The organism is Pseudomonas sp. Root401, assembly GCF_001425105.1.
Lineage (GTDB): Bacteria > Pseudomonadota > Gammaproteobacteria > Pseudomonadales > Pseudomonadaceae > Aquipseudomonas > Aquipseudomonas brassicacearum.
In genome coordinates this window covers 262,306-277,098 of record NZ_LMDO01000034.1, presented here as the reverse complement: position 1 = coordinate 277,098, position 14,793 = coordinate 262,306, and the positions used below count along the sequence as shown (strand labels likewise).

General features: G+C 53.2%; 10 protein-coding genes. 6 read left to right on the top strand and 4 right to left on the bottom strand.

The annotated features are described in order from the left end of the window. Nucleotides 1-423: 423 nt before the first annotated feature. The 4 genes from ASC85_RS22975 to ASC85_RS22960 all read left to right on the top strand — a co-directional run bounded on the left by ASC85_RS22975 (nt 424) and on the right by ASC85_RS22960 (nt 5,441). Nucleotides 424-1,830, top strand: a complete 1,407-nt coding sequence (locus ASC85_RS22975) for a hypothetical protein (protein WP_057451495.1) — start codon at nt 424-426, stop codon at nt 1,828-1,830. Next, entirely contained in the window at nt 1,808-2,557 is a 750-nt protein-coding gene (locus tag ASC85_RS22970) for a hypothetical protein (RefSeq protein WP_156395698.1), read from the top strand. The genes ASC85_RS22975 and ASC85_RS22970 overlap by 23 nt, the downstream gene beginning before the upstream one ends. Continuing rightward, nucleotides 2,554-3,735 carry a hypothetical protein gene (locus ASC85_RS22965; RefSeq protein WP_057451493.1) on the top strand — a complete coding sequence of 394 codons (1,182 nt, stop codon included), beginning with the start codon at nt 2,554-2,556 and terminating at the stop codon, nt 3,733-3,735. Before ASC85_RS22970 ends, ASC85_RS22965 begins: the two co-directional genes overlap by 4 nt. Before the next feature lie 188 nt (nt 3,736-3,923). Next, a complete protein-coding gene (locus ASC85_RS22960; RefSeq protein WP_082534455.1) occupies nt 3,924-5,441 on the top strand; it encodes a sigma factor in 1,518 nt (505 codons plus the stop codon). A gap of 2 nt (nt 5,442-5,443) precedes the next feature. On the opposite strand, the gene ASC85_RS22955 is transcribed toward ASC85_RS22960, so the two are convergent. Further along, nucleotides 5,444-5,908, bottom strand: coding sequence for a hypothetical protein (locus ASC85_RS22955; protein ID WP_057451491.1), 465 nt, complete (start codon nt 5,906-5,908; stop codon nt 5,444-5,446). Nucleotides 5,909-6,033: 125 nt separating this feature from the next. Here ASC85_RS22955 and ASC85_RS22950 point away from each other — a divergent pair, with 125 nt between their 5' ends. Both ASC85_RS22950 and ASC85_RS22945 read left to right on the top strand, forming a co-directional pair. Continuing rightward, nucleotides 6,034-7,044 (top strand): hypothetical protein, encoded by a 1,011-nt coding sequence (locus ASC85_RS22950; RefSeq protein ID WP_082534454.1) that lies wholly within the window; start codon nt 6,034-6,036, stop codon nt 7,042-7,044. Between the two features lie 153 nt (nt 7,045-7,197). Beyond that, nucleotides 7,198-7,476: a hypothetical protein gene (locus ASC85_RS22945; RefSeq protein ID WP_057451490.1), complete on the top strand. Its 279-nt coding sequence runs from the start codon at nt 7,198-7,200 to the stop codon at nt 7,474-7,476. A 24-nt stretch (nt 7,477-7,500) separates the two neighbouring features. Here ASC85_RS22945 and ASC85_RS22940 read toward each other — a convergent pair whose 3' ends face one another. The 3 genes from ASC85_RS22940 to ASC85_RS22930 are packed head-to-tail and all read right to left on the bottom strand — an operon-like array spanning nt 7,501 to nt 14,791. Continuing rightward, nucleotides 7,501-8,430, bottom strand: coding sequence for a chemotaxis protein CheB (locus ASC85_RS22940; protein ID WP_057451489.1), 930 nt, complete (start codon nt 8,428-8,430; stop codon nt 7,501-7,503). Next, the gene (locus ASC85_RS22935; protein ID WP_057451488.1) at nt 8,427-14,015 is read right to left on the bottom strand and encodes a hybrid sensor histidine kinase/response regulator; all 5,589 of its coding nucleotides are present in this window, start codon (nt 14,013-14,015) and stop codon (nt 8,427-8,429) included. The genes ASC85_RS22940 and ASC85_RS22935 overlap by 4 nt, the downstream gene beginning before the upstream one ends. Then, a complete protein-coding gene (locus ASC85_RS22930; protein WP_057451487.1) occupies nt 14,012-14,791 on the bottom strand; it encodes a CheR family methyltransferase in 780 nt (259 codons plus the stop codon). Before ASC85_RS22930 ends, ASC85_RS22935 begins: the two co-directional genes overlap by 4 nt. Nucleotides 14,792-14,793: the final 2 nt, after the last annotated feature.

Below are 14,793 nucleotides of genomic sequence, written 5' to 3'. Positions count from 1 at the left end.
AGCAGGGTGTTGCGTCGATTCTGCAAGTGCTGGCGCATAATGCGCTCTATAGCCGAGCAGATTGAAGCGGGCCTCACAACCTTTGCAGATAATGAAATTCTGGATGTTCGACAGGTCATCTTGCGCTACAGGTGCGCGGGGTGCTTCAAGTGAATGATCCCTGCACAACGATGTAGCCGTAGCGTCAGCCGCATCGCAAGAGTCCAGGCACAGATGCACAATGCCGTCTTTAAGAGCGAATGCGATGTGTGTACATGGACTGCCCATGCGATGAGCCCGTGGTTGCATGTGGGTGGTGATCATTCTAACGAGTGACTATTGGCCAGTAATCCCCACCTGATGCGTTTGCACCCCAGTTGAGTGGAAACGCAACCTGCACATCGTTGATATTGGGCTGTGCATTCGCATTTTTGAAGCCCAAGCATGACCTCAACAATCCATTTCTATGATGGCCAATACTTAGGCACCCCCTCTCAAGGTCAGCTTGTATCCTTTGATTCGTTGAGTTGTGGAGGTGTCGATAGCAGCCGGTACAGCGAGCGTATAGCCCTACGGGCTGACGTTGCATTTTTTCCTGAAAATGTTGAGCAGCTTGACTGTTTCGATTTGGATTTCAGCACAGGTGTGACTGAATACGATTGGTCGCGCACGGCGCAGAAGCTTTTTGCCCGGCCTAACACGTTGCACGTTGGGATAGGGAATACCTCGGCCCTTGACCATTTCATTCGTTATTCGCTGTACCGAAGCCTGAGTACGCTTCCGAACACTCTGGCCCCTGACGGCGCTCACTTCATCGATTTGCTCACTGTCTGTCGGGCGATAACGCTCTTGCGTCCCACCACGATGCCTTTCGAGCTGCCTGTAGAGTGGGGGGAGCAGCGCAAGCGTGAGTTAGTACAACGGATATACGAGCGGTCTTCCAGAGCAGACACGGTTCTTGCTCTCGCACGTTCGATCTGGTCGTCCAGTCCTAAGCTCATGTCGCATGCTGTGGCGCACTCGGCGCCAGCTCAGATTGGCTCACTATGCGGGCTCATCGATGGTCAGATTGATAGTCTTGCCGCATTGCGTCCTGTATTCATCTGCCATGAGCATTTGCTAGCGGATGAGCGCTGGGGGATTTTCCTAGCGCTAGGTACTGATCCGCAGTACGCCAATATCATCTACATGGTCGATCTACAGTGCGACCTCTCCGATCTGGTGCTAGATGCTGGAGCATCAGTCACTCGGTTTATAAGGACGCAAGCTCACCAGAGCGATAGGCCAATTATTAGGGTAAACCTAAACCGGATTCCTTTTGTCAGTCCTCTTGGTGTAATCGATAGCAAAACAGCCTCTCGGCTTCGTATAGACGCGTCCACGATCAAGCGAAATGCAGCACAGATTTCCTTGCAGCACGACATTTGTCTGGCACTGATGGAAGTCTCAGGCGCTTCTGAGAACACCCTCAAAGGCGACCCGGACTACCAGCTATATGGGGCAGAGTACCTTGAATCGGACTGTCATCTACTCAATAGGCTTCACGCGTCACCGAGAGTTGAATGGGCTGGCTTGGTGCGTACTGCACATGATTCGCGAATCACAGCTCTAGGAGACCGGCTGATCAGGCGTTTGGAGCCGGCACTGCTAAACGAAACAGAGGTAAAAGAGTGGTACGCGCATTGCGCGAGCCGTTTGATGGGTAACGCGGACTCAGGAAGGAAGGCAGAGGCAATGAAATACTGCTCGACCATTAGCGGATCAGACGCTTATCCAATTGGCATGCGCGCTGCTGCACAACATTGGCTGAAAACCGTAGAGATTTGGAATGAGTCCAGGAACAACGTTTGACCCGTATGAGGTAATGCCTTTTCACGGCTACATCGAGCAAGAGACTGGGCGTCCGGCCCGATATCCGTCTCTTGCACACTTCATTCATTCAGAACGCTTTAGGGGCGTTGATGAGCATTACCGTACATACCTCCTGCGTCTAGAAGACGCTGAGCTATTTCGCTTAGAGGTTGACGGGATTGGACAGGTCGGGGGCGATTCTCAAGATTGGTCTCGTAGAAAGGGCAGATTGCTCTACGCCGGCATATTTATGCAGGCCGTTGCGCATAGGGATCGTTATTCGCAGCTGTTGTCCCATGGTGCTCGTTTATCAGTTGCCAGCGGCTCGTATAGCGATGATCTGGCCCGCGCAATGGGCGACTTCATCAGTGATGTATCGACTCCGCAAGAAAAGCTCAAGGTGGCCTTTGCCGGTAGCTGTGTTGATCAGGGTTATGCAGACGGGTGCTTAAAGATCATCTTTGCAAATCGGCTTCCGCAATGCTTGTTTGCCATCGAGCATGACGCTTGCGCCCAGGTCATTTCTGACTATGCGAGAGAAACGGCTACAGCGTTTATCCTATTGGATTCCTCGCTGACTGAGGACGCGCTTGCAGAAAACATTGGTAGGCGTTCCACCCATATTTTCCGGTTCGTCGGTGGTGATGACGATTGCTTATCTGCCCGAATACTGGCTATCGCTGAGCAGTCCGGCGCCACTGTCTCTCCTATTCTTCCTAAGCCATGACCGGCCTTTTTCGTTTAAAGGCGATAGCCTGCGCTCTAGCCATCCCGGTACTCAGCGGCTGCGCAGCCAAGAATCCAGATTGGCTTGTCCATCCGACAGGAGCATTCTGCGCAGCCTCGCTCGATTCGCAATGCCTAAAAGGGTTTGCTGAAAGCACCTATTCAGAAGCAACTGCTCGTATCGCCGCCAAGAGAGCGGCTGAAAAAGCTGTTCCGCCTGATGCCCGCTCGAAAACAGCGGCGGATAGTCAGATTGAAGATCATCTTGATAAGGCAGTTACGCCCGTCGAGCAGGCAAGCAGCACGAATGTGACTAGCCTCGATACAGTGGCCAAGGCCGAAGCATCGCCAGAGCCTGCCGTAGCGGCGGAGAGTGCTGAGATTGTGGCCACGTCAGAGAATGATGTTGGATCAATTCCGATATTGGCATTCGGCATCGGTGCGGCTGGTGCAAACGCGTCGGATGCCGAGGGCTTTGAACGCGATCCGGCGATTACAAAGTCATATGATGCCGGCGCACTTCTACACGGTGGTGCCCCTGTTACACAAGAACGTATCAAGGCGGCATTATCCATCGAAGATAAGACCCTGCGGTCAGAGGTGCTATCCGGGATCGTGAGACTCAATGCGCAGTCCATGGGCGACGAACAGCTAAACACATTACTGGATGACCTCTACGACCAGGACAAAGGCCAATACGCGAATGCGCTAATTGTGAAGCTTCCAGGCCTGCTACGGACGGGGGACTTAGAACGAGCTTCCGCGTTGAGGTCTGTGTTACTTGAGTCACCTCCTGATTCAAGCGGTTTTTCGATGCTGGCGTATGTCGCGAGTTGCTATTCAATGGCTGGCCTGAAACAAGATGCTGGCGCAATTGTTATTGACGCCTACAACGGAGGGAAGGAGCTAAGCGCTGATGACAAGAAGCTAATCTTGATGGCTATCAGAGTCGGGGGTGGGGATTACCCCCCATTGCAGGACTTCTACGACTATAAATCTGATGACGTTCGTTTACAGGCGTACCTAACGCTTTCTGTTATCTCCCGGCAGCTAGGGCGCCCTGAAATAGCACGTCGGGCCGTTGGTGATGCTGTGAGGTTCATCCAGAAGGCATCGGTTAAGGTGGATCGCCAAAAGGCTCTGGGCCTGATTCTATCAGCGACGCCTGGGCTATTTTGATGAGAAGTTATCCACCGAAACTCTGAGCAAATCGGTGGATAAGTAGCTGTTGGCCAGTCAGTGCATGCCCTCAAGCGGGTTGCTCATTTATTAGCCAGTTCTTCTTTGTTTTTTTTCCTGCCCGGCGATGACACAGCACCATAGGGTTGAAGATTACTCCCATCAATCAAATTCGATGGGAGCAACCCATGACCGTTCAAACCAATCTCTCAAGCGTCTCTGCCCCCGTTGGATTTGCAATCCCTCCGTCACTTGCGGACTTTCCTGCAACACCTCGACAGGGCCTGCGCTTGACCATGGAGCAGGAGCAGGCTTTCGGTTATACGGTCTTCCAACTGACCCTTGACCAGATGAGTGCTTTCGCTTGTGATCGTGAATTGATCGCAGACTTGCTCTCTGATGTTGAGGCAGCATTCAGTAAGGACAACAAAGCAGACAAGGCGGTGGCGTTGATCTGCGTAGACGGTCGTTGGGTGCGTCATGGCAGCATTCCTGACGCATTGTTTTCGAAGCTGGCTAGAGAGCGCATTGGTAGTGTGCGGAGCGCTTTGGCATCAATGGCCGCACTTGACAGCAAAGAGCGCGACCTCTTCTACAACGGTGCGTTGGATGCACTCCGGTGTAGTCTCGCGCAGCTCGTTCCCTACGACATGATTCTGGCAAAAGCCACCAATGCATTCCGTAACCGATGCAGTGACCTCAGCGCTGCCTGTCGCGATCTTGTCCTGTACGTGGCAGATGAAATGCATCTTGCCCGGCCCACGGTTCACAGCCTTTGCGAGCAATTTTGGCTGTCCAACAAGTTGCCGGCAATATGCTTTGGCGCCAATCGATATGTGCAAGCCATCATGCCAGCCAAGGCGAAGCGAGCGTTTCGGTTTGGTGTCCTGGAGCGTCAGCAGCGAATCGCTAACGTTGCTTTAGCTACCGGCGTACCGGTCGTGGAGCTTCTGGCCAGCTGGTCGGCATTCCATAAATGCCATCAGCGCATTGACCGGCTTTCTGGCACATTTGCGATGATCAATGCTGGACTTGCAGAGAAGGTCGCTTATGAACATAACTTCGCATCAGACTTCGATCAGGTTCGCTCCGCTGCTTACCAGGGTCTGAGTCGAGCCATCAGCCTCTACGCGCCTGAAAAAGGGATGAAGTTCAGCACTTACGCAGTGACCTGGATCAAACAGACGATCATTCGCAGCCTTATCCAGCAGGAGTTAATCCGCCTTCCCGAGGGTAGCCACAAGATGCTTGGTCGCGTGCGTGCCGTATACGCTGACCTTCCAAATGCCAGTGATGAATACGTTTGCAAGGCCTCGGGGATCAGCTTGTTTGAGCTAGAGGGTATTCGCCCCTACCTGCAAGGGAATGGCGCTATGTCCATGGATAGTCTGTCCAATTCCGAGGGCGAAGACTCTGGCATGCACAGCTTTATTGCGGATGAAAACAACAACTTTGTTGCCGATCTAGAAGAAGAAAGCGAGTCTGCCTACGTCGTTGGGCTGATTAAGGCTGCATTGAGTGAGCGCGATTTTTTCATCCTCACTCGAAGAACTGGCCTGGGTGGAGGGGAAGTGATCCAGGTTGCCGAGCTGGCGAAGTTGCTGAACACCTCGCCACAAAATATCAGCCGCATGGAAAAGAAGGCGCAATCGAAGCTTGTAAACATTCCAGAGTTGAAAGAAGTGTGGCACCAGATGCAAGGGTAAACCTAACCGCATCTGCCTTTGAGTGCTTCGGCGCTTTCTTTTTGACTTGAGGATGCTGCTTCGTTGTCTATAACCAGCTGGCACATGTCTACGACCCCAGCAAAGTCGGCCATGGCAAAAAAATGGGTAGCGATTTCTAGGTGTGTTGCGGCAGTAGGATCATCAGCATCCGGTGCCGCCCTATTTTCACTCTGAGCGCAATTCTCCGCCCCGGCCTGCTTGGCGTGAGGCTCCGGCGATAGAACCTCATCAGCGGGCTCTTGCGCGGCCTTAACCCCCTTAACCGCATTTGACGGAGAAAGTGAGTAGGCTGAGGCGCTTGCAAACCTTCTGGCAGGTTTGATTGGTTCAGGCTCGGAAAGCTGTGTTTCAACGACCTTCGAACGGTTGTTGAGCTTCATCAGCCAAAGAACAAAGAAGCTTCCCATACCCAGCAAAAGGAGAATTAGGCCTAAAAATTGCGACACGGCGCACCTCATGAAATCGATCTAAAAAGATTTTATATGGATCGCAATCACGATTCCGCCGAACCATGTGCAGATTGGGGGTCATCGGGTTTCCACTCTCAAGTATGAGGCTTAGAGGAATCCCCATGATCGAACCGATGAAACTTACCCGCCGCCGCTTCAACAAACTCTCAGCCGCAGCAATGGCCGTTTCAGCTATGGGCCTGGGCGTGTTTACGCCGGAAGTCCGAGCAGCAGGTGTGAACCTTGCAACGTTGCTTACGATTGATCCAATAACGCTGGAGTACAAGGTTTTCAGCCCCTGCTGCTATTTTTGCCAAGACTACATGGTTGTGTCTCATTACCAGCCGACAGTTCTGTGTGAGGTTGTAAAGGGGGGTGGGGACACGGTTCTCGGTCAGCCTGTCGCTGGGCCGCTGTCAGCTGGCGTAGATAATAACGACTACACCAGCATGCATGTTCGGCTATGGCAGATTCCCGACTGGGCAGTGAACATTGCAATGCTTGGTCAGGGTTGCAAAATGTGCGGTGTTGACTCTGCGACCAGCCCAGCTACGAAGTCGATACTCAGCACGAGCTTGTGCTCAGTTGCAACAGACAAGCTGATCGGCGCCGCGACCAATCAGATCAATCAGGCGATGCCTAACTGTTTTCCCAGACTGCTATACACGACTGAGAGTGACCCTGCCTGGAACACCGGCTGTCGCGATTGGTTGATGTTTCCTCCAACAGACCTCGAATGCTCGACCCTGGGCGCCACGATAGGGAATATGTTCGGATTGGAACGATGCATTGGCACGCAGTGGGGGCCGCTCTATCCCAGACAAATGGCCACCCCGCGAGACAACCCAATCGTGGCTGCCGGTATCGCAGCGTACCGTGCGCTTCACATTGCACGTAATGCGCTCGGCTCCCTGCCTTTTGACACATCAATGAGCATCGGGAAATTGCAGCAGACTTCCCCGATGGTCACTGTTGGTTTCAGTCCAGGTAGCCTTTTGCTGGATACTCAGATGTTGTTAGGCCCGGTTGCTCCAGATCACATCTATACGTTCGTATGGTGGCTGCCAGTGGTCTGCTGTAAGACTTACGACGAGATTTTCGGCTTCTGTACGCCATCCTCGCCTTGTTCCTGAGTCGTGTTTTGAATTCCGCGCATGCGCGGGATTCTTTCAATGGTAGGGAGGGCAGAAGCGGGCGAAATCTCCGCGCATGCGCGGTTTTTTTGGTAGCTCGCGATGACACAGAATTTGCTTCTGCACAATGTGGGTGACTATGAAGGAGTACCCATGAATAGCAGACAGATTACGACTGGCCCGACGTTGAAGCAGTTCGCGACCTTGCTCAATGAGAACGAGTTGGAGGTAACGTCGAAGCTCGGCACCTCTACTATCAGTAGGGTGCGGTTCAGGCAATTGGACTACCCGACACAACACGACCTCCAAATCAGCTTCCTTCGAAGCCGTGTACAGCGTGATTACCCAGTAGCTGAGACCATCTTAGGTTGTATGTTCGAGCGTTGTATTAACGATCAGGCCAAGGTTCTCGCCGAGCTTCTTTCTCAATGAAGAAGGGGCTTTCGCCCCCTCTAGTTACAACACACCGACGCGATAATGTTTGGCCAGTCTCTTGGCTATCCCGGCTGCGTCGTAGCTTTCATCGACAACTCCCGCCAGTCGGGCAGCATCAGGCATCGAGCGTGCTGCGCAGTCGCTTGTTTCCTGCGCCAGCACCATCAAGGTCTTGTGCTTCATTTCTTTCAGCGCAGCCGTCCCGTCATCACCAAGCCCTGTCAAAATGATAACGCCAACCCCGCCCGATGAAGACCTGCGGATTGAGCGAAGGCTTGCATTGATCGAAGGGCTTGGCTGGTCTGGTAATTGAAAGCTGCGGGTGCTGATCCTCTCGCCCTCTATGGATACCGCCGTATCGCGCTGAACGATATAGGCGTGCCCTGGCCTCAGTTGCATGCCATCTGTCGCAATTTCGACAATCCATCCTGACTGACGACTGTTCAGTAGCTTCTGTAGAGCAACTGAGCCGCCGTCACTACCGATGTGCTGCGCCACGATTAAGGAGATTGGCAGCCTCGGCAGCGCCCCCAGAAGGGTGTTCAGAGCGTCTGGGCCACCGGTACTCGATCCGATCACCCAAATGTCATTGCCATGAATCGCGGTTTTAGAGGTGTTGATATCGCCTGCGAGGTCAGGCAGAAGCGATATGATCTGATCCACAATTCGCTTACGCCAAGCCAACCTCTCATCATGCTGGAGAGGTGACAATTGCTTTTCAGAGAGGATTGTCTTGGGCTCATCGCTGTCGATCATGTCCAAGACACACTCTATTTCCATGATGGATTCGACTGAGTAGTCGATGATCATTACGTGGACATTGCTCTGAGAAAACTCCCCCCGATCCATTGCCGCTTCATCGTAGACCTTCACGTCACCAAAGAGTGGTTGCAGCAATTCGAACATGATGCTGGCTTGAGTGCCGTTCTTTGTGGCGATACCAACTCTCATGCTGCACCTTCTGTTTCAGTTGTGGGGCAAACTGCTCGCACTGCTTCATTGAGTGCGGACTGGTCATAGGGTTTTGGTAGGAACTCGTTCACACCTAGATTCAAGGCGCTTTCTCGTAGGTTGGCTCGTGTGGTGAGCATGATTATTGGGGTGTTGTCGAAGTGCTTAAGGGCTCGAAGGCGCTCTGTGAGTTGTAACCCGTTCATCCGGGGCATTTCCACGTCAACCACGAAAAGGGTAGGGGCGCTCAAGGTCGGCAGTTTATCTAGAGCGTCCTGGCCGTTGTGTGCAGATGCCACATCCCAGCCGAGATTCTGGAAATGTTTCGTCAGCAGCTTTTGATAACTGCTTGAGTCGTCCACGATCAAAACAAGAGGCTTCGCTTCACGCTTCACGCGCCGAATACGGAACAGCTTCGCCCTGTAGCCGGCGTCCGTCATCTTAAGGTTAAGACGGGCCAGTTCAATCACATCCAACACAAGGGCGGGGGTGCCGTCATGCACTTCGGTGCTACCAATGATGCCCTTCACGCTGCTCAAGATCCCTTCGAACTTCGTGACATGAATTTCCGGCATGGAAATGCCACTTTCCACTTCGATAGCTAATCTTGTGCTGCCTTGGTCGATCAGAACGAGCGACGTATGGCTAGCGGAATGCGCGCTGTGTAACTTGAGGTCAGGCACCGCCATCAAGTCAGCCAGATGCACCACATCATAGGTTTTTTCCTCGAACATGACGCTTGCTTGTCCGGGTTTGGCCTTGATGGCAAGCAGCTCCGTAGTCGGGTAGTCCAATACCTGCACCATGTTGAATGTCGGTATCGCGAACCATTGTTCGCTGATGCGGCAAACGAGAGCGCGATTAGAGCCAACAGTCAGTGGAAGCTCCAAGGAAATGGTCGTTCCTTTGCCGATCTCAGATTGGATATGCAGATGGCCACCAAGCGCACCAATCTTGCTGCGCACAATATCCATGCCCACACCGCGCCCGGAAAGCTCACTTACGGTTCTGGCTGTTGAGAAGCCGGACTCAGTGATGAGGTGTAACACTTCCTGTTCACTCAAGCGTTCGTCGCTTTTAATAAGCCCCAGGCTCACAGCTTTCTCGCGGATAGCTACTGGGTCAATGCCACGGCCATCGTCTGTAACGGCTATCACCAGCGACTTAGCTCTACGGCTGGCTTTGACAGTGATCTTGCCCGAAGCAGGCTTACCTAGCTTCAACCGTTCGGACTCTGGCTCGATGCCATGTGCGACGGCGTTGGTGACCACATGTCGTAACGGGTCGCGTATGGACTCCAGCAGTTGGCGGTCAATGCGGGTTTCCGTGCCGAGGATTTGCAGATCGGCTTTCTTCTGGCTGATCTGGAGCGCGCTAACCAAAGCCCCGTTGAGGCTGGGCTTCTCGTTGTCGAACATGACTAAACGAGATAGCAGCAGGTCACGTTGCAGGCTTGCTACCACTTCGGTGTGGTAGGTGTAGGTGCTATCGATGACGTTGGTTTGCGACACAATGTCGGTGGAGTCTTGAAGCAACTGTTCAAGCTGGGCGATCAACTGGGTGTGCCCGTGTGACAGGTGGTTAAAACGCTCCAGATATAGCCTCTGGTCGTCGTTCGCAGGCTCAGCTGAGGTGTAGCCACTACCGGTGTTGGTTATGTTGTTGAAATGCCGCAGTTGAACAGTCGTTTTGTTTGCATGCATCAACAGCAACGAGATTTTCTCGCGCAGTGCCACGACCGAAAGCTGCATTTCACGGTTGAGTGTGTTTTGGCGATACGACGAGGCCTTGAGTTCGTTCGATAGTTTTACTGAGTTATCCAGCAGTTGAAGCTCGACCTTAATCTTCTCGCTGCCTTTCACTCCCCGGCGCTTGGCGCGAGTAGACTCGCGGTCGCTCTCCTGAGCGCGGTGAATGAGACTCTGCACTTGTGGGCTGATTTCGCGGTTTTCGGTTACGATTTCCGTGAAGTCTGGTTCCGCTGGCAAGAATTCAGCATCGACGATGATCCCTTCGGCTGCAACGGCTTTACGTGCCTGCCGGCTCTCAAAGTTTTGCTGGCGCTCGCCTACAGCCCGGTTACGCATACCTCGATAACCACGGCGAGTACCAGCCCGCTCAGGTTGATCTATTGAATCGTCATCGCTAACGCTTGGAAGGTTGTCAGTGTCAGGAACCTTTGATGATTCGGATGCGATGACAGTTGCGACGGCAGGTTGAGCTACCTCGGCTCGTAACTCCTGTTCATTTTCTTGCTCGATGACGAATGGTTGAGCGGTCGAAGCGTCTTGGATCGAAGTGATGGGAAGCTGCGGCTCGGATTCATTTTCCGGGACGGCTAAGGCCTCATCGGCGCAGTATGACGAGCGAATCACTTGATCCAGCGTGTCCCCATCTACTTTGCATATATCGCACGCGTCGCTTACGAACTCGTTGAGCGCCGGCAGTGACCGGTAAGCCTGTCGATTGCGAACCGCATCGCTCATGGTGATCAGTTCATTGAGAACGAATGTCGTGAGTGTCGCGCAGTTTTCATCTGGTGTTATTGCGCCAGAAGACATGGCATCAAACAGCGATTCCATGTGATGCGTGAGCGTCCGAATTCCAGAGGCATTGATGATTGCGGCGGCGCCTTTGAGTGTATGCATGTTCCTGCGGATATCGACAATCACCTCTCGATTGCTCATGTCCGTCATCCATGCCTGGATGTTGCGTTGAAGTTCAGGGATTACATCGTCTGCATCGCAAAGGTACAGGTCGTACTGTTCAAGATCGTAATCGGGCTCCATTAGATCGGCAGAACTTGGAGTTTCAGACTGTGGCGGAGGTGTCGTGGTCTGCCCGGTAGCATGACTTACGGAATCAGCTGACGTAGGGGGGGTTACCTCTTCGGAGGCTGTCTGGCCGGAAGAACTCGAAGGCTCGGGCGCATTCGCAGCAGCCTCAAACTCCGGTTCTGAAGTGTGATCGTCCTGCTCGACAGATGCTCCGGTAAGGGTGCCGGCTATCTCCAGCCAACGGGGTAGGGCATCCGTATCGGGTGTCCAGGGGAATTCTTTCTGAAAAGCTTCGACATCATCGAGTAGCACAGCAAAGTCAGCAGCCTGCTGTACAGAGAGCGATTCATCTTTGCCTTTCAAGGCGAAGAATCGAGCTTCAAGTACATCGAATAGTGTGCTGATAGGCATACACGACGCGGAGAGGGAGCAGCCGTGGATATTGTGGATTACCCGACATTCTCGGTCTGTAACGAGGAAGCCTGGCACCTGTAGATAGGCACGCAGTTGTACTAGCTGCTCGGAGAATTCCTCATCAAACAGCTCTTGAAGTTGCTGGTCGTAGCCATCAGGGACGGGCCGTGCAAACGAGTCCGACTCCGACAGCTCGGCAGCAGTGGTCGGTGCTTGCGCTTGGTTAGAGACGGCTTCGCTAGCGCCAACTGTACCCAGGAATGCTGCCACTTCGCGTATGGAGTCTACAAGGAACAGATTGATTTTGCCCTTGGCCGAGTAATCGTCCATGCAGCGAAGGATTTTCTCGCAAGCATCACGAAGTGACTTCCAAGCTGCCGGAGTGTCGAACGCGGGGTCGTCAACTCGGCCCGGAAGAATCGTCGCAAGCTCGGCGGAAAAACGGCACAGTTCCGCAAACTTCCTTTCATCCTTCATCAGCGCTGCGTTCTCAAGGCGCAACCCTGCGGCTGCAAACTGACTCAGCACCGCGCCACCTTGCGGAAGCTTGGCCTTTTGAAGTTCCTCCACGCTCGGACGAACGTCGAAAATCTCCCGCAATAGCGCGTCAAGGCCGTCTTCCTCGGAAGCGCTTGCCTCGAATTTCGCCAACAAATCGCTGTGGCTGACGATTTTGAATTCAGCCGTGTCCATGCCCATGTCTGCTACGGCAGAGTTGGCCACGTCTATCAGTGATGATGGCGGCTGCATTTTCGAAGTGATGTATTGGAGGTACATTTCGACAGCCACCAACGCTCTCGCGGCTGAAATCAGCTTGGGCGATTCAGACAGGATACCCTCGCGAACCTCGGCGCTGATCACGCTCACGATTGCGGACAGGATTTTTGCAATCGATAGCGACCCTGCGAACTCGTACACACGGGCCAACTCACGAAGTGAGTCCAGCGCAGCGAGCAGCTTTTCTGGGCCGACTCCGCTCTCAACGTTGGTGGCAATCATGTGGCTGACTTTTTTCAGTTCAGCAGTCGTCTCATTTGCTATTCGATCTACTACATCAGGTGTTACGTTCTGTATTTGCAGGTGATCAGCAGCTTCGTTCCGCTGCATGTTGATAAGCCTGGAATCCAAGAACAGGATCTGTGTTTTGACCGTCTCCACCACCTCTGGCGTAAAGTCGGCTGGGCTCTTTAGACCCTTCACTGCATCAGCAAGATAGAAGCTGACCTCTGATAGCTCACCCTGGTCAAAAATACCGAAAATGTTCGCGATGGTGCGCATCGATTGATCAAACGCCTGCACCTGGATTTCAAAGCCCTGCTGTTTAGCCTTAGCTGCCCGCCCGAATGCAAACATCGCGGATTCCAGTCGTGGCCGGATTTCCGATATCACGTCTGTAATGCTCTTGACGCTTTGCGAGGATAGCTGCTCCTGGAGCTGTGAGATCCGCTCTTCTTCGACGTTCTGCTTCACGTCGAAATGCTTGATCACCTCCGTTGAGGTTGCAGTTTTTTTCCTGCTTATGGATAGGGCGTTCAGCAGGGAGGAAAATTTTGCCGGGCTCAAAGTGCTCTTTGCAGCATCCTCACCTTGAGGCAATCTCTGTGTGGCAACCATGACTACACGAAGGGCGCTGATCATGGCAGGCGGGAAGTAGCAGTTGTCGGCAATGATCACATCGATAATTGCCTCTCCCACCCACCAGTTGCAGCCCAGCTCGGGATCGTTAGTCACCCGCTGCAACTCTCGCATGTGGTCACGCATTTCCATCCAGGCAGATTCTGCTGACTCTTTTACAGCTTCCGCATACAGCAGACAGAACTGACTAGACGCCTTTTTGAAGATCCGATCCCGCTCACTCAGGTCGCAGTCGCTTTCGTGCAGGGGAGGGCTCTTGTAGCCGAAACTCAAATTGACCGGAAGTGCGCTTTGGTCTTCAAGCGGCGGAACTTCGCGCAGTGTGCGCATTTCGTTGATGTACTTGAGCAGAACACCTGGGGCGTCCTGGGCACCTTCGATCACCATTGCGATGTAGCTTGGCAGCACGTTCAGAGCTGCTTGGATCGCTAATAGCGCCTTGTCCTGCCGGTCAGCGTCCATGTTTGTCAGCGCGACGGTCGCGAGTGTCCGAACCTCATTGGCAAGCGTGTACCCGCCGTTGCTGTTCACTACATCGAGTGATGACGAGATGCATGACAGCAGATGCTTTAGTTCCTCTTCGCTGACGGCCAGCTTCTCTTTCTGATTCACGAACCAGACCGGTTCTGCGCCTGCTGGAGGATTGCTGATTCTGCCCCGAAGATCAGTAATGCTCACCATTGCCTGTTTGCAGCGCTCGATGTATTTCACGATAGGGCCGCGCAACCAGGACAAATGGGCCACTTTTACAGGGTTCATGGTTTCTTCCTAAATACGGTTGCTGCATGAGAATGTATGCGGTCAAAGCCGGCGGGCTTCCAGTTTGCTTCTTCGGCTGCGGCGGTAATCAGGTATCCGCCACTGGGTAACAAGCAGGACAAGCTATCGAGAATTCGGAGGCGCGCTTTTGTGCGGTAATAGATCAGCATGTTTTGGGTAATGATTACGTTCGGCGATGCAAACTCAATTGGCCGCTCGCCGAGAATGTTGTGTTGTTCAAATGAAACAAATTCCTTTATCCAACCGAACCTCATGCGCTGCCCACCATCGAAGCGAGTAGCAAACCGCTCTGGAATAGCTTCGTTGGTGCGGTAAATGCCAGCTGTCGCCGTAGCTATGCAAGGCTCAGAAACGTCTGTTCCATGGATTAGGTAGTTTGCGAATCCCTGCGCTGACAATTCACATGCCAGCGAATAGGGTTCCTCGCCAGTGGAGCAGCCAACGGAAAGGATGCGTGGACGAACGAACCCACGTGCACAGTCCGCGACAAGCTGAATCACCGCTGGATTTCGATAGAACCTTGTTTCGTGATTCGTAGCTAGGTGGATGATCTGTGCCCAGTTTTCTTGAGGCAACTGGCGTCGAATGGCTCTCGCATAGAGTGTCGCGGAGGTCTCATTAACCCCGGACGCATAGCTATCCAGGGCACGAAACAGCGCCGGCTGCCGGTCTTGGGCGACCTCGATCTTAAAGCGGCTGAATAGGAGGTCTATCCATGCTTCTTGATCTTCGACTTCTGCGATAGCTTCTGCCATGT

Coding starts and splice junctions, on each gene's coding strand:
- ASC85_RS22950 (WP_082534454.1), top strand. CDS start 6,034: ATGATCGAACCGATGAAACTTACCCGCCGCCGCTTCAACAAACTCTCA.
- ASC85_RS22975 (WP_057451495.1), top strand. CDS start 424: ATGACCTCAACAATCCATTTCTATGATGGCCAATACTTAGGCACCCCC.
- ASC85_RS22935 (WP_057451488.1), bottom strand. CDS start 14,015: ATGAACCCTGTAAAAGTGGCCCATTTGTCCTGGTTGCGCGGCCCTATC.
- ASC85_RS22970 (WP_156395698.1), top strand. CDS start 1,808: ATGAGTCCAGGAACAACGTTTGACCCGTATGAGGTAATGCCTTTTCAC.
- ASC85_RS22945 (WP_057451490.1), top strand. CDS start 7,198: ATGAATAGCAGACAGATTACGACTGGCCCGACGTTGAAGCAGTTCGCG.
- ASC85_RS22940 (WP_057451489.1), bottom strand. CDS start 8,430: ATGAGAGTTGGTATCGCCACAAAGAACGGCACTCAAGCCAGCATCATG.
- ASC85_RS22930 (WP_057451487.1), bottom strand. CDS start 14,791: ATGGCAGAAGCTATCGCAGAAGTCGAAGATCAAGAAGCATGGATAGAC.
- ASC85_RS22965 (WP_057451493.1), top strand. CDS start 2,554: ATGACCGGCCTTTTTCGTTTAAAGGCGATAGCCTGCGCTCTAGCCATC.
- ASC85_RS22960 (WP_082534455.1), top strand. CDS start 3,924: ATGACCGTTCAAACCAATCTCTCAAGCGTCTCTGCCCCCGTTGGATTT.